The organism is Levilactobacillus sp. (assembly GCF_022646225.1).
GTDB classification, from domain to species: domain Bacteria; phylum Bacillota; class Bacilli; order Lactobacillales; family Lactobacillaceae; genus Levilactobacillus; species Levilactobacillus suantsaiihabitans.
The window spans coordinates 478,310-496,827 of record NZ_JALCJA010000001.1 but is presented as its reverse complement, the minus strand read 5'-3'; the positions used below and the strand labels follow the sequence as shown (position 1 = coordinate 496,827).

Genomic DNA, 18,518 nt, shown 5'->3' with positions numbered 1-18,518 from the left:
CCATCGGTTGGCTACCAAACGAAAAACAACGCGTCGGCGTCCAACCAAGCGCAAGACGACCCGCCGCAAGACCAAGTCGCAACCGTTTCCGTATACGGCCAACGTGGTCGGGCTGGTGCTGATCGCGCTGGCGGGGCTGGGACTCTTTAACCTGGGCTTGCTAGGCACCTTAGCCGCGAACCTGGTGCGCCTCGTGGTGGGAGACACCTACCAATTTGGCCTCATTTTAGTGGCTGCGGTGGGGGTCGCTTTGACCGTGACCGGCACCGTGCCGCAGATTGCGCGCCATTACCTGGTAGGGAGTGGCCTGATCTACGGTGGCTGGTTGTTATGGATGAGTGCCAGTCAGTTTTTAGCCGTCGACCAACACAGTCAGTTTCTGTCGACCGTTTGGCACAACGGCCTGGCCGATCTGACCAGTGCCGGGTTGACCTCACAGCTGGGTGGGGGCGTGATCGGTGCGCTCTTACTCAGTGTGATTGCCTGGTTGATTGCCCTGATTGGGGCGCAAATTGCGGCCTGGCTGATCATGCTGAGTGGGGTCATGGTGTTCTTCCAGATTCCGTTAGCCAGTGTGGAACAGTGGGGCCAGCGTATCTGGGAAACGTTGCGTTCCGGGCTGACCGCCAGTGGGACCGCGTTGAAACGGGGCGGCGAATTGGCCAAGGAACGGCAAGCCAAACGCGCTGCCAAAATGCCGAAGCCGGCCACTAAGCCAGCACCGGAGACGCCGACGGATCCGGATGCCAAGGACTTGCCGGAACCGCACGATAAGCAGGCACCAGCCAAGGCGGAACCCAGCTACCACATCACGGTGGCGGCGGACGCCAAGCCCAAGCAACCCGCTCCGCCGACTGACGACAGTACAGAAGACAGTGCCGTGGCGGATGCGCTGGCCAGCAGCACGCCGGTCGACCCCAACTATCAGTTGCCGACCGCCGACCTATTGAAACAGGTTCCACCGACCGACCAGACGGAAGAGGTCAACGCCATTGACGCCAATACCAAGATCTTGAAGCAAACGCTCGACAGCTTTGGCGTGGATGCCGAGGTGAAAAACGTGAGCCTGGGACCCTCCGTGACGGAATACGAGCTGCATCCCGCCATCGGGGTCAAGGTCTCGCGGATCGTGAACCTGGCCGATGATTTGGCGTTGGCACTGGCGGCCAAGGGGATTCGGATTCAAGCGCCAATTCCCGGTAAGTCGTTGATTGGGATCGAGGTCCCGAACAAGGAGGTCTCGACCGTGGCGTTTCGTGACGTGGTCGAAGCTCAGCCGCCGCATCCCAACAAGCCACTCGAGGTACCGTTGGGTCGTAATGTCACCGGTGAGGTCGTTAGCATGGATCTCACTAAGATGCCGCATTTACTGATTGCCGGGGCGACCGGGAGTGGGAAGTCCGTGGCCATCAACGGCATTATTACCAGCATGTTGATGAACGCCCGGCCAGATCAGTTGAAATTAATGCTGATCGACCCCAAGAAAGTGGAACTGAGCGTGTACAACGGGATTCCGCATTTACTGACGCCAGTGGTTTCGGAACCTAAGAAGGCGGCGCGGGCCTTACACAAGGTCGTAGCCGAAATGGAACGCCGCTACGAGCTCTTTTCACAGTTTGGCCAGCGGAAGATTTCCGGATACAATGCCTTCGTACAAAAGGCCAACGCCGAAGACGACCAGGCGCGGCCCATGTTGCCGTACATCGTGGTCGTCGTCGATGAATTGGCGGACTTGATGATGACGGTCTCTAGCGAAGTGGAAGATGCCATCATCCGCTTAGCCCAAATGGGACGGGCCGCCGGGGTCCACATGATTCTGGCCACCCAACGGCCATCCGTAGACGTCATTACCGGGCTGATCAAGGCCAACGTGCCATCGCGGATTGCCTTTGCCGTGTCCAGTGGGATCGATTCACGGACCATTTTGGATACCAACGGGGCCGAAAAGCTGTTGGGTCGCGGGGACATGTTGTATCAACCCGTCGACGCCAACTCGCCGGTGCGGGTCCAGGGGGCCTTCATCCCGGACGAAGACGTGGCCAACGTGGTCGACTTCATCAAGCAACAGCAATCGGCTGATTACGATGAAGACATGATGGTCAGTGACGAAGAGATCCAACAAGAAGAGGCAAGCGACAGTGACGACGAGCTCTTTGATGATGCCTTGGCCTTCGTGGTCGACCAGCAAAAAGCCAGCACATCGCTACTGCAACGCCGCTTCCGGATTGGTTACAATCGTGCCGCCCGCATCATGGACGACCTGGAACAGCGCGGCTACATCGGCCCCCAAGAGGGCAGCAAGCCACGCCAAGTTTACAAGCAACCAGATAACAATGATCAATCAGATGAGTCGTAAATGAAAAAGGGTGTTTCTCCTGAACCGTGAGGGCGGTCGGGGAAACACCTTTTTGTGTGTTTGACTGAAAGTTGAAAGTAAAATTAACGCGCTGATTGCCGTAACAGCGGTGTTCTGACAACTAAATCTAGTGAAACCAGACGCCTGCGTCAGCCAAGGTTCCGCCTGCTCTGGAGAACGTTACCGGCCTGAGAACTGGCTTGACGGCAGGCGACCAGCACAATCATGGTCGCCGAAGAGCACCAGGCACCAGCAAGGAACTAGTGAATAAGTTAGCTAACTGTGCAAACGTTCCGGAGCCAGGCAGGCGATGCAAGGATTTGGCTCAATATGCGGCTGATTAATTAATATGCGTTTTAAAAGGGCTTTCATTGACAAGCGTCGCGCAGAAAAAAAGCCGCCACCATTCTCAAGAGAACGGGACGACGAGATCTGATTAGCCCATTAAGCCGAGTGAGGAAATGGCACCAAAGACCAGTGATCCAATGGTTGCGATAATCATGATCCAGACGAAAACGTTGGTAATTTTTTGAAAAGTCGATTTTTTCTTTTTTTCCATGCGGGTTTAGCCACCTCTTTAAGTCCAATTTACTCAATTAGTTTACCGTGGACGCTAGAGAATTGCAACCGCCAGGCGGAAAGTAATGCCTGATAATTCGGAAAATGACATACCGTAGCGGGAATGAAATGCAAAATTAATAGCAGGTGAAACGAGTAAAATTAGCATCTACCACAAGGATTAACGGGTACTAGTGGCGTAGAAATCACGTGCTCCCACAGAAGGTGTCTAAGGAAAACACATGAGAAATTGCTAGTGGGTCGGGGGCGCTCAACAGCGGCGACGCCACTAACGAACTAAATGGTTGAAGCTGGCCACACGCTACTGTAGCCGAGAGTCGCGCCCAATATGAGCTCAGCCGTGGGAGTTCCCTTAGCACCACGGGACACGGTGCTTAGGGGACTGGCGTCTTTGAGACGTGACTCTCGGCTCAAAGCGAGGCGTCGAGACCGTCCTTTGGCTCGGCCCGTCCGCCCACCGCGTACCAGCTCATATTGGGCGCGACGGTAAGGCGGCCAGTCAGAACAAACGTCGTCAGTTCACCAAAAACCTTAAGTTCCGTTAGTGGTTCGCGGCGGTGATTGCAACGGGTGGGAGAAATCCTTATAATTAAGCGGTGGCACAGAACTTAGCAAGTGGAAGTAGGGGGAAACAACATGGCGTTTTGGGTATCACCGGCGGGCACCTTGGCCATTCTAGCAATTGGCTGGGTAGTGATTCGCGGGATCAAATGGCTGTTCAGGCGGCATTGGCCGGCACAAATCAATACGTGGGACGTGATGGCACCGCTCTTTTTGATTGCCGCCATGATCCTGATTCCCGCGGGCGCTGGCCAAATTTTCCCGTGGCTAGTGATCGGGTGGATGTTGATCGGTATCGGGGTGACACTTCTTCAGGCCATTCACAACAAAGAGTTGCTTTACACCACTTTTTTTCGGACTTTTTGGCGGCTGACTGACCTGTATTGGGTTGCCGGATTCGCGGTCTGCTTTTTATTAGTTATTAGTTAAATTAATGCATAAATATTAATATTTTTGAGTAACAACTCATTTTTAGTAAGCGTTATAAAGGCTGTTAAGCCACGGTGAACACTTGTTCGCCGTGGCTTTTTTGGCATTTGTGGGGAAATTTATAAAAATTCGGAAACGTTGTGGTAGAAAGTGGGGGGGTGTGGTAAACTTGGTGATAGTTACAAATGGGAGTGATTGGCTATGTTTATGGGCGAGTTTGAACATGCGATTGACACCAAAGGCCGGCTGATCATTCCCGCCAAATTTCGTGAGCAATTAGGGGAACAATTTGTCGTGACGCGCGGCATGGATGGGTGTTTATTCGGTTACCCCATGACAGAGTGGGAAGCGCTGCAAGAAAAGCTGAAAGCCTTGCCAGTCAACCGAAAAGATGCCCGGGCCTTCGTCCGCTTTTTCTACTCCGCGGCAACCGAATGTGTGCTCGATAAGCAGGGCCGCATCAATTTACCCAAGTCATTGCGAGACCACGCAGCGTTAACTAAGCAATGCGTGATCGTCGGGGTGGCCAATCGCTTTGAAATTTGGAGTGCCGATCGGTGGAACGATTTCTCCACCAAGGCCGAAGAAGATTTCGACGATATTGCTGAGAATCTCATTGATTTTGGCATGTAGCGCTAAGAAAGGAGAGTGTTTATGGAAGACTTTCATCACGTAACGGTATTACTCAAAGAAGCGGTGGCGGGATTAGCCATTCAGCCAACTGGCACCTATGTTGACTGCACTCTCGGTGGCGGCGGTCATAGCCAGCGCATTCTCGAGCAATTAACGACCGGTCATCTGTATGCCTTTGATCAAGATCAAACGGCCATTACTTATAATCAAGAACATTTAAAAAAATACATCGACGAAGGTAAATTAACCTTTATCAAGAGCAATTTTAGAGACATTCGCGAGCAACTTAATCAGCGTGGGGTGACCGCCGTGGACGGCATCTTGTATGATTTGGGCGTATCCTCCCCGCAATTCGACGAGGCGAATCGAGGCTTTAGTTACCAACACGACGCACCGTTGGATATGCGGATGGATCAAAGTCAAAAGCTCACGGCCTGGATCGTGGTCAATGAATGGGAATTTAACGATTTAATGCGGATCTTCCACCGTTATGGTGAAGAGAAGTTCGCCAAACCCATCGCCCGGGCCATCGAACGTCACCGAGCCGTGGCGCCAATCGATACGACGGGTCAACTGGTCGAGATCATCAAGGAAGGTATCCCGGCGGCCGCGCGTCGGCATGGGGGCCATCCGGCCAAGAAGGTCTTTCAGGCCATCCGCATCGCCGTCAACGACGAACTGGGCGCCTTGGAAGATTCCCTGGAACAAGCCGTTTCTTTACTTGATTTACACGGTCGGATCAGCGTCATTACTTTTCAATCCTTAGAGGACCGCTTGGTCAAGACCATGTTTCGCGAACAATCATCACTGCCGGAATTACCTCAGGGCTTACCCGTGATTCCAGACAACTTGCAACCTGATTTTCAGCTAGTCAATCGCAAGCCGATTTCGCCATCCGAAGCAGAACTTGCGGTGAACCACCGCGCGCACAGCGCAAAATTACGAATTTTAGAGAAAATTAAATAAATCAAATATCGACATAGGAAGATGATTATTTATGGCGCAGAATAATTTAGCTGAAGCGGTTCCCCTAACCCAGGAACCCCAACAACGCCCAAACATAGAACAGCCGCAACGTCAGGCGCAGCCACGGGTCAGCCCCCAACGGCACCCGAGCAGCCACAAGTTGCCGGTTTCTAAATTCGAAAAGTGTCTCTTAACCGCGTGCGGCTTGGTCTTAGCCGTCATGATGGTGTGTGTCGTGTCGTCCAAAATCGCGTTAACCAACGCGCAGCACAACTTGCAGAGCATCAACAATCAAATCACGACGGTGCAAAATCACAACACCAATACGCAGCAACAGATTAATGAGTTGCAGAGTCGCAGCCGACTTGATAAAATTGCTAAAAAGCAAGGCTTGAGTTTAGAAAATGCCAGAATAAGGAATGTAAACAAATAATGAAAGATTCCCACGAGCGTCAAACGATGAATAAGCAACCGAACAGAAACCGCAAGAGTCTTGGCCGGTTTCTGTTTTACGCTATCTGTGTGTTGTTTATTTTCATCGTTTGCCGCTTTTCGTATATCGCCATTGGTAAGAACGTGCAAAACGTCAATCTGAGCTCCCAGGCGCAAAAATTATATACGGCCAATGAAACGCTGAAGGCCAAGCGGGGTACCATTTACGATGCCAACGGTCAGGCGATTGCCGAGGATACCAGTGTGTACTCGTTGTACGTGGTGCTGGACAAGCGTCAAGTCGGCATCAACGGGCAAAAACTGTACGCGACGAACAAGCCTAAGATTGCGCGAGTGCTGGCCAAATACCTGCCGATTACCCGCAAACAGGCGCTCAAGATCCTGAATCCCAGCAAGAAGAACACCTTCCAGGTGGAATTTGGAGCGGCTGGGCAAAACATTTCGCTGACCACCAAGCAAAAGATTCAAAAGGCTCATTTAAGTGGGGTCAATTTTATTCAACAAGAAGCGCGGCTCTATCCCAACGGGGTCTTTGCCTCGCATCTGATTGGTCTAGCGGAATCCAAGACCAATAAGGCCGGCGAAACGACGCTGACTGGGACCATGGGGCTGGAACAGGCCTTTAATAAGCAGCTGACTGGAACCAATGGCTCACAGAAGATCAAAAAAGACATGTACGGCTATCAACTGCCCGGGACCAAGCAAAAGTACAAGAAAGCCCAAAACGGCGACAACGTCTACACCACGTTGGACACGCGCTTGCAGACCTTATTGGAAACGGAAATGAGCAGCGTCCAAAACCAGGTCAAGGCCAACTCGATGAATGCCGTCTTGATGAACGCCAAGACTGGTGCCATCCTGGCCGCCACCCAACGACCGACGTTTAACGCTTCGACCAAGGAAGGACTCAGCCAGATTTGGCGGAACACCTTGGTCCAAGACGCGTATGAACCGGGGTCGACCATGAAGATCTTCACGTTGGCTTCGTCAATCGATAGTGGCAATTACAACGGTAACGCCACGTATCAATCCGGACGCTACACGATTGGGACCCAGACCGTGCCCGACTGGAACACGTCCGGGTGGGGAACCATCACCTATAACAAGGGATTTGCCCTCTCCAGTAACGTGGCCATGGCCCACTTGGAACAACAGATGGGCGCCAAGACCTGGAAGAAATACATCAATCGCTTCCATTTCTTGAAGAGTACCCATTCGGGCTTACCGGGCGAATTGACCGGAAGCATTGCCTTCAAGCGGCCCATCGAACAGGCCGACACCTCCTTTGGTCAAGGGATTCAGGTCACGTTCTTCCAGATGCTGCAGGCATTGACCGCCGTCAGCAACAATGGGAAAATGATGAAGCCTTACGTGATTAGTAAGGTCGTTAACCCCAACACCAACAAGACCGTCGCCAAGTACGATCCCAAGACCGTCGGCAACCCCATTTCGGCCAAAACGGCTAAGGCGGTTCGCAAACACATGGAAGATGTCGTCTATAAGAGTTATGGTATTGGGGGCGACTATAAAATGAGTGGCGAGCGGGTGGCCGTCAAGACCGGGACCGCGCAAGTCAGCAATGGGAGCGGCTACCTCTCTGGTGACGACAGTTATCTGTACTCCGTTGCCGCCATGGTGCCCGCTAGCAACCCCAAGTACGTCATGTATATCACTATGAAGCAACCCCATCTGGGCAGCAAGACCGCCACGCAACTGCTGGCGTCGATCATGAAACCGGTGATGGCCCGGGCCTTGCAAGAGGATGCGGAGACCAAGAGCACTACGAACACCAAGATGCCCGCGGTGACTGGCAAATCCGTGTCGAGCGCGACCAGTGCACTGACCAAGGCGGGCGCCACTGTGACCACCTTGGGGTCCGGCAGTAAGGTCTTGAGTCAGTCCGTGAAGACGGGCACGACCTTATACAAGGGCCAACGCGTTTTCTTAAAGACCGGTGGTGTCGTGGCTTTGCCAAGTTTAACCGGCTGGTCTAAGGGTGATGTGGTAAAATTAGCACAGTTAGAAGGTTTGAAACTGACGGTCACTGGTGACGGGTACGTTACCAAGCAAAGCGTCAAGGCGGGCACCACTGTCGGCTCGGGCGCTGGATTGACCGTGACTTTGAAACAAAATAAATGAGAATGAGGATTGAGAGAGACAATGATGAATGTACTGTTGCCACTGTTGGGTGGATTTATAATTACGGCGGCGTTTATGCCGTCACTGATCCGGTATTTCCGGGCACGGCACGAAGGGCAAATGATTCGTGAAGAAGGGCCCACGTGGCACGAAAAGAAGTCGGGAACGCCAACCATGGGGGGCCTGTTATTCATCGTCGCCATCGTGGTCATGACGCTGCTCACCAGTTGGGCAGTGGCGCCTCATCGGGTATTATCGACCACGTGGATCTTGCTCTTTATCCTGGTCCTCTACGGTGGCCTGGGGATGTGGGACGACAGCATCAAGCTGTTCCACCGGCAAAATGAAGGGCTGAAGGCTTGGCAAAAGTTGCTGGGCCAAATCGTGGGGGCGTTGATCTTATTTTGGGTCTACACCCACGAACAGCTGCCCATGGAATTACACGTTCCGGGGCTCGGTAACTGGCACATGAGTGGCTGGTATGCCGTCTTCGTGATTATTTGGTTAGTTGGGTTCAGTAATGCCGTTAACCTCTCCGATGGCTTAGATGGCCTGGTAAGTGGGTTAGCCAGCATCTCATTTTTGGCATACGGCGTCGTGGCCTGGCAACAACACCAAATGAATATTGCTTTATTCTGTTTTGCCGTAGTCGGCAGTCTTCTCGGGTTTCTCATTTTTAATCACAAACCAGCTAAAATCTTCATGGGTGACACCGGCTCGTTGGCCTTAGGTGGTGCTCTAGCCGCGGTCTCGATTCTGTTGCATCACGAATTGTCGCTGTTGTGGATTGGCTTGGTCTTTGTGATTGAGACGGCGAGTGTTATTTTGCAAGTTGCCTCATTCAAGCTAACTGGAAAGCGCATCTTCTTGATGAGTCCTATTCACCACCACTTCGAAATGAAGGGCTGGAGCGAATGGAAGATCGACTTCACTTTCTGGGGCGTTGGCTTGGTTACCGCGTTGACCGGTGTGTGGGCCATCTTGGCAAAATAGCTTCTGACGACTAATGGGCTAACTGGCTCATTAGCGCTGGTTAGCCCATTTTTTGTCTTAGGGTTGGCTAAACCAGCCGCCTACCGTTCGCCAAATATGGGTTGGAACGCTGGGGCGGACGGGCCGAGCCAAAAGGCGGTCTCGACGCCTCGCTTTGAGCCGAAGTTCACGTCTCAAAGACGCCAGTTCCCTAAGCGGCATGAACCGCGCCGCTAAGGGAACTCCCACGGCTGAACCCATATTTGGCGAACTCTCGGCTACAAAGATGCTTGTCAACAACAAATGGGTTGGATGGCGACTTTTATCATGGCACGGTCTCGGGCCCACAGCTGGACGCATTTCTAGTGAGTTTTTGGCCGATAGTTGTGCGGTATCCACAGCAGTTAGTGACAACACAATCTAGGCCAGTCAATCGCTGCCTGCCAGTTGTTGGCAAACTAAGCGTAACCTTGCGTCATTTTTAGACCAGGTTTCGGCAGATAATTGGGTTTTGTCTAGTTGCTGCGTAACTGGTTTCAGTTATGCTGAACGTAGTGGCGACATCCAATTGCTTGACTGTTGCTAATGGGGGCTATCGGCGCCCAGCTGAACGCTTAGCCGCAGTAAAATGGCTGAATGTCAAAAAACTAAAAAATGATTAATCAAAGAGAATGGAGAGCGAGCGGTTATTATGAAACAAATCACGACGTATCAAGACAAAAAAGTGCTGGTCTTGGGATTGGCGAAAAGTGGGGTCAATGCAGCGCATTTATTGAAGCGTTTGGGGGCACAGGTTACCGTCAGTGATGTCAAACCGTTGGCTGAAAATCCTGATGCCCAAGCCTTGAAAGCGGCCGGCTTTACCGTGATTACGGGGGAACAAACGGCTGATCTGTTGGATCCCGGGTACGATTACATTGTGAAGAATCCCGGCATTTTCTACGACGTACCGGTCGTTAAGCGGGCCTTGGCCGAAAAGATTCCGGTGATTGGGGAAATGGAACTGGTCGGCGAAGTGGCTGACGCAGAACTCATTGCCGTGACTGGGAGCAACGGGAAGACTACGACGACCACGATGATCCAAAAGATGGTCGCGCATGACCGGCAAGCAGGCAAGGCCGTTTACGCCGGTAACATTGGGATTCCTGCCAGCAAGGTGGTCCAAGAGGTCACGCCAGATGACACCTTGGTGCTGGAAGTATCCAGCTTCATGTTGGCGGAAACCACTGAATTTCATCCCCACATCGCCGTGTTGACCAACATTTTCTCGAACCATTTGGACTACCACAAGACGCGGGCCAACTATGTGGCGGCTAAGATGAAGATCACCGCCAACCAAACGGCCGACGACTACTTCGTGGTGAACTTTGACAACCAAGAATGGCGCGATCTGAGTCAAAATACCAAGGCGCAAGTGGTCCCATTCTCACGTCAAGACCAATCCGAAGACGGCGCCTACGAAAAGGATGGCATCCTGTACTTTAAGCAAGAAACCATTATGCCCGCCAGCGACATCAAGGTGCCCGGCGATCATAACGTGGAAAATGCGCTGGCCGCCATCGCCGTTGCCAAGATCAAGGGTGTCAGCACGGCTGCCATCGTGGCGGTCTTAAAGAGCTTCGGCGGGGTCCGGCACCGGACACAATTCGTCCTCGAAGCCGAGGGACGGCAATACTACAACGATTCCAAGGCGACCGACATGGAAGCTACGGAAATGGCGTTGAAGGGCTTCAAGGCGCCCGTCGTTTTGTTGGCCGGGGGATTGGACCGGGGCTACACCTTTGAAAAGATGATCCCGTCCTTTAAGGCCCACGTGAAGGCTATCATTTTGTTCGGCCAGACCGCGAAGTTACTGGAAGACACCGCCAAGCAAGCCGGTATCCAGACCATCAAGTTGACCGACAATGTGGAAACGGCGGTCCCATTGGCTTATCAACTGAGTGACCCGGGCGACATCGTGCTCTTGTCACCCGCGAATGCCAGCTGGGATCAATACCCGAACTTTGAAGTCAGAGGCGACCGGTTCATCAAGGCCGTTGAACAACTGACCGGGAAACAGGAGGAAAAATAATGCGATTAATGGTATCGGGCGGCGGTACCGGGGGCCACATCTACCCGGCGCTGGCACTCATCAAGGCGTTAAAGAAGCGGGAGCCGGATTCCGCCGTCATGTACGTCGGTTCCGAACGCGGGCTGGAAAGTAGCATCGTGCCGGCCAAGGGAATTCCCTTTCAGGCGACCCGGATCCAAGGCTTCAAGCGTTCCTTATCACTCGAAAACTTTAAAACAATCTATCTCTTCTTAAAGAGCGTGCACGCGGCCAAGAAAATGATTCGGCAGTTCAAGCCGGACGTGGTCGTGGGGACCGGGGGCTACGTGTCCGGAGCCGTGGTCTACGCCGCCGCGCGGTTGCACGTGCCCACTTTGATTCACGAACAAAACAGTGTGGTCGGTATCACCAACCGGTTTTTGAGCCGTTACGTGGACCGCATCGCCTACGTTTTTGACGCGGCGCTGGATCAGTTACCGGCGACAAAGATGGTCAAGACGGGGAATCCCCGGGCCCAAGAAGCCGCGGAGATCGTCAGCCATTTTAGCTGGCACGAATACGGACTCAAAGATGACGTGCCGACGTTACTGATCTTCGGGGGCTCACAGGGGGCCTTGAAGATCAACGCTGCCACGGTGGCCGCGATTCCCGAATTTAACCAACGGCAATACCAAGTGGTCTTTGTGACCGGGCAAAAGCGCTATGATGGCGTCATGGCCGAGCTCAAGGACGTTCAGGTGGCCGATAACGTGGTGATCAAGCCCTACATCAGCAACATGCCGGAGGTCTTGCCCAAGGTCGCAGCCATCGTTGGCCGGGCCGGGGCGACGAGCTTGGCGGAAATCACGGCCGATGGCATTCCGTCGATCCTGATTCCCAGCCCGTACGTGACCGCCAATCACCAGATGAAAAACGCGCAGTCGCTGGCCACGGTCGGTGCCGCGGAAATTATCACCGAGGAGAACCTGAGTGGTACCACGCTGCTAAGCAAGGCTGACCAGTTGATGAAAGACGACGCTTTGCGACAAGACATGGCGGCGGCTTCCAAGCAATTGGGGGTTCCCGACGCCGCGGACCGCGTCTTAGACGTCGTTGAATCACTCAAGCAAAACTAGCCAGCCGTTCGTGGCTGCACAAAACCAGTGGATGGGAGGTGGCGCCTGTGAAGTTTCGCTTGAACCGCAATGAATCAAAACAACCGCAACATCCCTTGACCCCTTGGGAAGCCTACCAAAAACAGGCCGAGGAGAAGCGCAAGCAGGCTAAGACGCCGAAATGGATCCATCAGGCTCAGCGAATCGGCGACAAGCTACCGCGGTTGAAACACCAACGGAACCGCAAGCTGATTCGCCGGTTGACCATCCTGCTGACAAGCTTTACCGTCGTGATCTTGGCGATGGTCTACCTGGTGTCACCGCTGAGTCACTTTCCCGCGGTCAAGGTCACGGGCACGTCGGCGTTGTCGGCCAAGCAGGTCCAACGAGCGGCCCACATCCACGCGGGCGATTCCGTATTCAAGGTGCTGGGCCACGAGCAACACCTGGCCCAGCAGGCCCGCAAGCGCAATACGCGGCTCAAGACCGTTACTATCAGCCTGCGGCGGCCCAATCACGTGACGATTCACGTCAAGGAATTTGCGACGGCGGGTTACGTGATGAAACAAAACCGCTACTACGAGGTGTTGGAAAATGGGGTCGTGAGTCAGCAGTCCGTGACCCAACCCAAGAGTGGCACCCCGGTCTATGGTCATTTCAAACAGGCCAAGACCCTGCACCGTATGATTTTGCAGTATGCCCAGTTAAATGGCGACATCAAGCGCAGCATCAGTGAAATTCAGGACGCCCCGACCAAGGATAATCCGGAACGGGTGCACCTATTCATGAACGATGGCAACGAAGTCTACGCCAGCATTTCGAGTTTTGCCAAAAAAATGGCTTATTACCCGGGAATTGCGGCCAAGATGAAGCAAAAGGGTGTCGTTAATTTGGAAGTCGGCGCTTACTCGTATGCCTTTAAGAAATAATTTCATTTTGATTGCAGCGAAGAAAAGCGCCATAAAGGCTTTTTTAACCCCTATCAAATGTGGTAAACTGTAAAATAATTAGGGAAAAAGCGAATTCATGCAGTGTTATTAGATTGATTAACTTAGGAGGTTCCTTTTTCTATGGATAATTCAGGGATGTACGTTGGTCTCGATATAGGAACCACCTCAATAAAAGTCATTGTTGCTGAGAATGTTAAAGGGCAGATGAACGTTATTGGCGTGGGAAACGAACGTTCGAACGGTGTCAGCCGCGGGGTAATCGTGGATATTGACAAAGCCGCTGAAGCAATTCAACGGGCCGTCCGGCAAGCCGAAGAGAAGGCCAGCATTGAAATTCACGATGTGATTGTGGGAATTCCCGCAAATATGTTAAAAATTGAACCTTGCAGTGGCATGATCGCCATTGATGACCAGTCCCGCGAAATCACTGGCCGCGATGTCCGGAATGTGGCAACAGCAGCGTTGATTCAAAGCCTGCCACCGGAACGTGAGGTCGTCGATATTCTGTCCGATGAATTTGTTGTGGACGGCTTTGATGGCATCAAGGACCCCCGCGGCATGGTCGGCGTGCGTTTGGAATTACACGGGACGCTGTTTACCGGGCCCAAGACGATCATGCACAACACCCGCAAAGCCGTGGAACAAGCCGGCTTGAAGTTACGCGGCACGGTCATCAACCCGATGGCCCAAGGCATGATGGTGATGAATGATGGCGAACAAGACTTCGGGACGATTTTGATCGACCTGGGGGGTGGCCAATCCACCGCCGCCGTCATTCACGACCACCAGTTGAAATACATTGACGTTGACCAAGAGGGCGGTCAGTTTATTACCAAGGATATTTCCGTGGTCCTAAACACCTCGCTGGACAGTGCGGAGAAGTTAAAGCGCGACTACGGTTACGCCGATTCGACGCAGGCCAGTGATGAAGACGAGTTTCCCGTGGACGTGGTGGGTCAAAGCCAACCAACGCCCGTTTCAGAAAAATACTTAGCGGAGATCATTGAGGCCCGTTTGGACCAGATCTTCAAACACCTGCGGGGCAACCTGGATAAGGTGCAAGCCTTAGACCTCCCCGGGGGCATCGTCTTGACCGGTGGGGTGGCGGCCCTGCCAGGCATCACCGATCTGGCAACCGACGAATTTAACACTAATGTTCGGGTTTATGTGCCTGATCAAATGGGGTTACGCCATCCGTCCTTTACATTGGCGTTGGCCCTAGTGAAATACTTTGGGGGGCTGAGTGAGATTGACCTGCTCATCAAGAGTGCCTTGACGGGCTCCACCCAACTAGCCGATGAAACCGATGAGATTCGCCAACGGGAACAAGCAGCAGAAACGCAGCAAGCTGCCCCGGCGCAATCAAATCAGGGTAAGCAACCGAAACCAAAAAAGAAGAAAAATCGGACTGAAGGTATCAAGAAGTTCTTCAGCGACTTCTTCGACTAACGCGAGATGGAGGAATACACAAATGGAATACTCACTAGATTCTGCTCAAAATAACGGCGCGATCATTAAGGTGATCGGCGTCGGCGGCGGGGGTAACAACGCCGTTAACCGGATGATTGCTGAAGACGTCAAGGGTGTCGAATTTATCGTGGCCAACACGGATGTGCAAGCCCTCGAAGCCTCGAAAGCCGAAACCAAGATTCAACTTGGACCGAAACTGACCAAGGGACTCGGCGCTGGTGCCAACCCCGAAGTGGGGGCCAAGGCCGCTGAAGAAAGCGAAGAACAGATCACGGAAGCCTTACAAGGCGCTGACATGGTCTTTGTCACTGCCGGTATGGGCGGTGGTACCGGGAACGGGGCTGCCCCAATCGTTGCCAAGATTGCCAAAGAAGGCGGCGCATTGACGGTGGGAGTTGTCACCCGACCATTTAGTTTTGAAGGCCCACGGCGGGGTCGTTTCGCCGCTGAAGGGGTCGCGGCCATGAAGGAAAATGTCGATACGTTGATCGTCATTGCCAACAACCGCTTGTTAGAAATTGTCGACAAGAAGACGCCGATGATGGAAGCCTTCCAGGAAGCCGACAACGTGTTACGTCAAGGGGTCCAAGGGATTTCTGATTTGATCACGAGTCCTGGTTACGTCAACTTGGACTTTGCCGACGTGAAGACGGTCATGAAGGACCAAGGAGCGGCCTTAATGGGAATCGGTTCTGCCAACGGCGAAAACCGAACGGAAGACGCGACCAAAAAGGCTATCTCGTCACCACTGCTGGAAGTTTCTATCGATGGCGCCGAACAAGTGCTGTTGAACATTACCGGAGGTCCCGACCTGTCCTTGTTTGAAGCCCAAGCCGCTTCACAGATTGTCTCCGATGCCGCTACCAGCGATGTCAACATCATCTTCGGGACGTCCATCGACGAAGACTTAGGTGATGAAGTACGGGTCACAGTGATTGCCACTGGGATCGATAAGAAGAAGGAAGAACGGGAAGCAGCCCAACACAGTCGCGTTGCCCGTCGTGCCGAAAGCCAACAAAACCGGACGACCGACAGCCGTAACGACCAACCGACCCAAGAAAATGACAAGGATCCGTTTGGCAACTGGGATATTCGCGAACCCGCTCACCGGCCAGAACCGAAGAGCACCAACAATGCCAGCAATGAATTTGCCGGCGTTGACAAGCCTGATTTCAATATCTTCAACCCGAGTGAACACGACACCTCTAACGGGGACGATAACCAGGGTGAAGATACGCCACCATTTTTCAAACGGCGGCGCAAGTAAGAGCAGTTCAGATAGAATTCGTGTTGAGAGGAGTGGCGCACCATGGCGGAGAAGTTTAGTCTAAGCAAATTTTTCGGAATGAACGACGAGTATGACGAAGACTACGAGGAAGACAGTTCATCGACCCCCACAGCTAAGTCACAGCCAACGCCAACTACCCCGAATCGGCCAGTTGATAGTCGAAAGGTGGTTGCCATGCGATCTGCAAAGCCAAGTACCAGTCATATCGCGATCTGCGAACCGCGAATCTATTCGGATGCCAAGTCGATTGCAAAACAAATTACGGGCGGGGATGCCGTCATCGTTAATTTCGCCCGGGTAGATGAAGCCCAGGCCCAACGCATCGTGGATTTCTTAAACGGGACCGCGTTTGCCGTGGGGGGCGAAATCAAACGCATCGGTGAGCAGATTTTTCTCTGCACGCCCCACAACTTTGAGGTCAGTGGCGACGTTGCCGCTAATCTCGGGACTCAAGTCACACAATAAAGGAGCATCACAGTGATACAATTCATACTTTTGCTATTTAAAGTCCTGAACTGGGCCGTGAGTGCTTACATCCTGTTAATTGTGGTGTATGCCTTGCTCAGTTGGCTCCCTGGTGGCTATCAGTCTAAATTTGGTCAAATCATCGGCCGGTTGGTCGAGCCGTTTCTCCGGTACTTTGAATTCGTGTCGGTGGGACCGCTAGGCTTTGGGCCGGTGGTGGCCATTATCGTGTTGACGCTGGTCCAATACGGACTATCGGCGTTAGAGCAAATGATTTTTGGATTAATTCTTTAATTTAACCAAGAGGAGGGGAAGGAATTGGATGAGAATGTCTTACAGCATTTTCGACCGGACGAAGCGCCCCTGATCGACGCTATCGGCGGTTGGATCCAACAAGTTCAAGACGAATATCGTCCCGTTCTCACGCATTTCTTGAACCCCCGGCAAGTGTACATTGCGACAACGCTGGCGCGGCGAGCTGATCAGCACGTGCGCTTCAGTGGTGGTCACGAGCACGCGGAAATGCAGCGGGCGCTCTTTTATCCGGATTACTATGAACCGACCGCCAAAGACTTTGAATTAACGGTCTTGAAGGTTGATTATCCGGTAAAGTTTGCCACGTTGCATCACAGTCAGATTCTGGGAACCTTGCTGGGTTCGGGGATCGAGCGCGAGATCTTGGGCGACATCCTTACTGACGGCCTGAATTGGCAGGTCATCACGGAAACCAGTATGGCCGATTACTTAGTGGGACAAGTGGACCACATCGGCCGGGTCAAGGCACGCTTGCAGCCCGACACGTGGGATGATTTACTCGTGCCGATGAATGAGTGGGAGACTGAAGGGGCGACCTTGTCGTCACTGCGGTTGGACAACATCGTTGGGACCGGGTTTCATTTGTCCCGGCATCGTGCCAAGGAACTGATCGAAGGCGGCAAGGTTCGCCTGAACTGGGCGGAAACCCTGAAACCAGATTTTGAATTAGACGTCGCGGACATCGTTTCGGTCCGTGGCTTCGGTCGGATTCGGCTGGATGAAGTGGGCGGCCGCACCAAAAAAGAAAAAATTCGGGTCACCCTAGCGGTACTGCAGAAATAGATGTGGAGGGAACAGTGTAATGGTTTTAAGTCCATTAGATATTCACAATAAAGAGTTCGGCACCAAGATGCGCGGTTACAACGTTGACGAGGTCAATGATTTCTTGGATCAAGTCATCAAAGATTACCAAATCACGTTGAACCACAACAAAGAATTAGAGGAACAACTGGATGCGGCCAACGAAAAGCTCAAGTACTTCAACGACTTGAAGGATTCCTTGAACCAATCCATCTTAGTTGCGCAAGAGGCCGCCGATAAGGTCAAGGCCAACTCCCAAAAGGAATCGGAAATTATCATTCGCGAAGCCCAGAAGCAAAGTTCTGACATCGTTTCTGAAGCCACGAACAAGGGTAACCAGATCATGAATGAGGCATCCAAGCGTGCCAAGAAATTGGCCGTGGAGACCGACGATTTGAAGAAGAGCACGCGGGTCTTCCGCCAGCGCTTACAAGTCATGTTGGAAAGCCAATTGGAAGTGGTCAAGTCCAACGATTGGGACAGCTTGCTGAAGGAAGGCTCCATGTCCAGCTACGAAGAAATCAAGAAGGTCGTCGGCGACCGGCTTGACAACGAAGGGGCACAGGGCGTAAACTCAGAAGCATCCCAACCGGCGCAGGATCAAGCACCGGTCGCGGAAGCCCCCGTTACCGATAGTGGGGATGACAATGGGGAAACCGTTGTGATTTTCCCGGACAATGATCAACCACAATTTGATAAAGACAAACAATAGGCACTGAAAAAGGCGTCTCCTGAAAAGCAGGTACTAGCGAGTTAGCGACGGTGGAAGGCTAACACCCACGCTTTTTGGGAAGGTATCACTTTTGCAAGCCCTGCGGCTGAACCAACAGTAAGCCCCAGCGTGAACGGCACGTTACGTCGTTTGAGGGTGAGTCCCGGACACTTCCGGGGCGCACTAAATTTGGGTGGTACCACGAAAACGACTTCGTCCCTTGCGACGAGGCCGTTTTTTCTTTTGGCATCAGAAGTTGCCGCACGCTTTTCGGTGGCTGAACCC

17 protein-coding genes are annotated in these 18,518 nt (G+C 52.9%); 16 read left to right on the top strand and 1 reads right to left on the bottom strand.

All coding sequences use genetic code 11. The features are described from left to right. Positions 1–7: 7 nt before the first annotated feature. The gene (locus LKH74_RS02350; protein ID WP_287707769.1) at positions 8–2,356 is read left to right on the top strand and encodes an FtsK/SpoIIIE family DNA translocase; all 2,349 of its coding nucleotides are present in this window, start codon (positions 8–10) and stop codon (positions 2,354–2,356) included. Positions 2,357–2,792: 436 nt separating this feature from the next. Here LKH74_RS02350 and LKH74_RS02345 read toward each other — a convergent pair whose 3' ends face one another. Beyond that, on the bottom strand, positions 2,793–2,915 hold the full coding sequence (locus LKH74_RS02345) for a DUF4044 domain-containing protein (RefSeq protein WP_125577081.1): 123 nt from the start codon (positions 2,913–2,915) through the stop codon (positions 2,793–2,795). A gap of 656 nt (positions 2,916–3,571) precedes the next feature. On the opposite strand from LKH74_RS02345, the gene LKH74_RS02340 reads away from it, so the two are divergent. The 15 genes from LKH74_RS02340 to LKH74_RS02270 all read left to right on the top strand — a co-directional run bounded on the left by LKH74_RS02340 (position 3,572) and on the right by LKH74_RS02270 (position 18,233). Beyond that, entirely contained in the window at positions 3,572–3,925 is a 354-nt protein-coding gene (locus tag LKH74_RS02340) for a DUF3397 family protein (protein WP_135368473.1), read from the top strand. Positions 3,926–4,126: 201 nt separating this feature from the next. Beyond that, positions 4,127–4,558 carry a division/cell wall cluster transcriptional repressor MraZ gene (gene mraZ / locus LKH74_RS02335; protein WP_287707770.1) on the top strand — a complete coding sequence of 144 codons (432 nt, stop codon included), beginning with the start codon at positions 4,127–4,129 and terminating at the stop codon, positions 4,556–4,558. A gap of 21 nt (positions 4,559–4,579) precedes the next feature. Further along, positions 4,580–5,524: a 16S rRNA (cytosine(1402)-N(4))-methyltransferase RsmH gene (gene rsmH / locus LKH74_RS02330; protein WP_287707771.1), complete on the top strand. Its 945-nt coding sequence runs from the start codon at positions 4,580–4,582 to the stop codon at positions 5,522–5,524. Positions 5,525–5,555: 31 nt separating this feature from the next. Beyond that, the gene (gene ftsL / locus LKH74_RS02325; protein WP_287707772.1) at positions 5,556–5,957 is read left to right on the top strand and encodes a cell division protein FtsL; all 402 of its coding nucleotides are present in this window, start codon (positions 5,556–5,558) and stop codon (positions 5,955–5,957) included. Then, entirely contained in the window at positions 5,957–8,116 is a 2,160-nt protein-coding gene (locus LKH74_RS02320) for a penicillin-binding transpeptidase domain-containing protein (protein ID WP_287707773.1), read from the top strand. The genes ftsL and LKH74_RS02320 overlap by 1 nt, the downstream gene beginning before the upstream one ends. Before the next feature lie 21 nt (positions 8,117–8,137). Next, the gene (mraY, locus tag LKH74_RS02315) at positions 8,138–9,109 is read left to right on the top strand and encodes a phospho-N-acetylmuramoyl-pentapeptide-transferase (RefSeq protein WP_434737626.1); all 972 of its coding nucleotides are present in this window, start codon (positions 8,138–8,140) and stop codon (positions 9,107–9,109) included. A 670-nt stretch (positions 9,110–9,779) separates the two neighbouring features. Next, positions 9,780–11,159 (top strand): UDP-N-acetylmuramoyl-L-alanine--D-glutamate ligase, encoded by a 1,380-nt coding sequence (gene murD / locus LKH74_RS02310; RefSeq protein WP_287707774.1) that lies wholly within the window; start codon positions 9,780–9,782, stop codon positions 11,157–11,159. After that, entirely contained in the window at positions 11,159–12,253 is a 1,095-nt protein-coding gene (gene murG / locus LKH74_RS02305) for an undecaprenyldiphospho-muramoylpentapeptide beta-N-acetylglucosaminyltransferase (protein WP_135368467.1), read from the top strand. The genes murD and murG overlap by 1 nt, the downstream gene beginning before the upstream one ends. A 47-nt stretch (positions 12,254–12,300) precedes the next feature. Further along, complete coding sequence (locus LKH74_RS02300) at positions 12,301–13,161, top strand: cell division protein FtsQ/DivIB (protein WP_287707775.1); 861 nt, start codon at positions 12,301–12,303, stop codon at positions 13,159–13,161. Between the two features lie 141 nt (positions 13,162–13,302). Further along, positions 13,303–14,631, top strand: coding sequence for a cell division protein FtsA (gene ftsA, locus LKH74_RS02295; RefSeq protein WP_135368465.1), 1,329 nt, complete (start codon positions 13,303–13,305; stop codon positions 14,629–14,631). Positions 14,632–14,653: 22 nt separating this feature from the next. Beyond that, on the top strand, positions 14,654–15,919 hold the full coding sequence (gene ftsZ, locus LKH74_RS02290; protein WP_135368464.1) for a cell division protein FtsZ: 1,266 nt from the start codon (positions 14,654–14,656) through the stop codon (positions 15,917–15,919). A 42-nt stretch (positions 15,920–15,961) separates the two neighbouring features. After that, on the top strand, positions 15,962–16,405 hold the full coding sequence (locus LKH74_RS02285) for a cell division protein SepF (RefSeq protein ID WP_135368463.1): 444 nt from the start codon (positions 15,962–15,964) through the stop codon (positions 16,403–16,405). Between the two features lie 12 nt (positions 16,406–16,417). Continuing rightward, entirely contained in the window at positions 16,418–16,699 is a 282-nt protein-coding gene (locus tag LKH74_RS02280; RefSeq protein ID WP_135368462.1) for a YggT family protein, read from the top strand. Positions 16,700–16,723: 24 nt separating this feature from the next. Then, positions 16,724–17,503, top strand: a complete 780-nt coding sequence (locus LKH74_RS02275) for a YlmH family RNA-binding protein (protein WP_287707777.1) — start codon at positions 16,724–16,726, stop codon at positions 17,501–17,503. A 19-nt stretch (positions 17,504–17,522) separates the two neighbouring features. Beyond that, positions 17,523–18,233 (top strand): DivIVA domain-containing protein, encoded by a 711-nt coding sequence (locus tag LKH74_RS02270; RefSeq protein WP_287707778.1) that lies wholly within the window; start codon positions 17,523–17,525, stop codon positions 18,231–18,233. Positions 18,234–18,518: the final 285 nt, after the last annotated feature.

Bases quoted from the DNA above. Each gene is read 5' to 3' on its own strand.
- LKH74_RS02345 (WP_125577081.1), bottom strand. From the start codon at position 2,915: ATGGAAAAAAAGAAAAAATCGACTTTTCAAAAAATTACCAACGTTTTC.
- LKH74_RS02340 (WP_135368473.1), top strand. From the start codon at position 3,572: ATGGCGTTTTGGGTATCACCGGCGGGCACCTTGGCCATTCTAGCAATT.
- mraZ (WP_287707770.1), top strand. From the start codon at position 4,127: ATGTTTATGGGCGAGTTTGAACATGCGATTGACACCAAAGGCCGGCTG.
- rsmH (WP_287707771.1), top strand. From the start codon at position 4,580: ATGGAAGACTTTCATCACGTAACGGTATTACTCAAAGAAGCGGTGGCG.
- ftsL (WP_287707772.1), top strand. From the start codon at position 5,556: ATGGCGCAGAATAATTTAGCTGAAGCGGTTCCCCTAACCCAGGAACCC.
- LKH74_RS02320 (WP_287707773.1), top strand. From the start codon at position 5,957: ATGAAAGATTCCCACGAGCGTCAAACGATGAATAAGCAACCGAACAGA.
- mraY (WP_434737626.1), top strand. From the start codon at position 8,138: ATGATGAATGTACTGTTGCCACTGTTGGGTGGATTTATAATTACGGCG.
- murD (WP_287707774.1), top strand. From the start codon at position 9,780: ATGAAACAAATCACGACGTATCAAGACAAAAAAGTGCTGGTCTTGGGA.
- murG (WP_135368467.1), top strand. From the start codon at position 11,159: ATGCGATTAATGGTATCGGGCGGCGGTACCGGGGGCCACATCTACCCG.
- ftsA (WP_135368465.1), top strand. From the start codon at position 13,303: ATGGATAATTCAGGGATGTACGTTGGTCTCGATATAGGAACCACCTCA.
- ftsZ (WP_135368464.1), top strand. From the start codon at position 14,654: ATGGAATACTCACTAGATTCTGCTCAAAATAACGGCGCGATCATTAAG.
- LKH74_RS02285 (WP_135368463.1), top strand. From the start codon at position 15,962: ATGGCGGAGAAGTTTAGTCTAAGCAAATTTTTCGGAATGAACGACGAG.
- LKH74_RS02270 (WP_287707778.1), top strand. From the start codon at position 17,523: ATGGTTTTAAGTCCATTAGATATTCACAATAAAGAGTTCGGCACCAAG.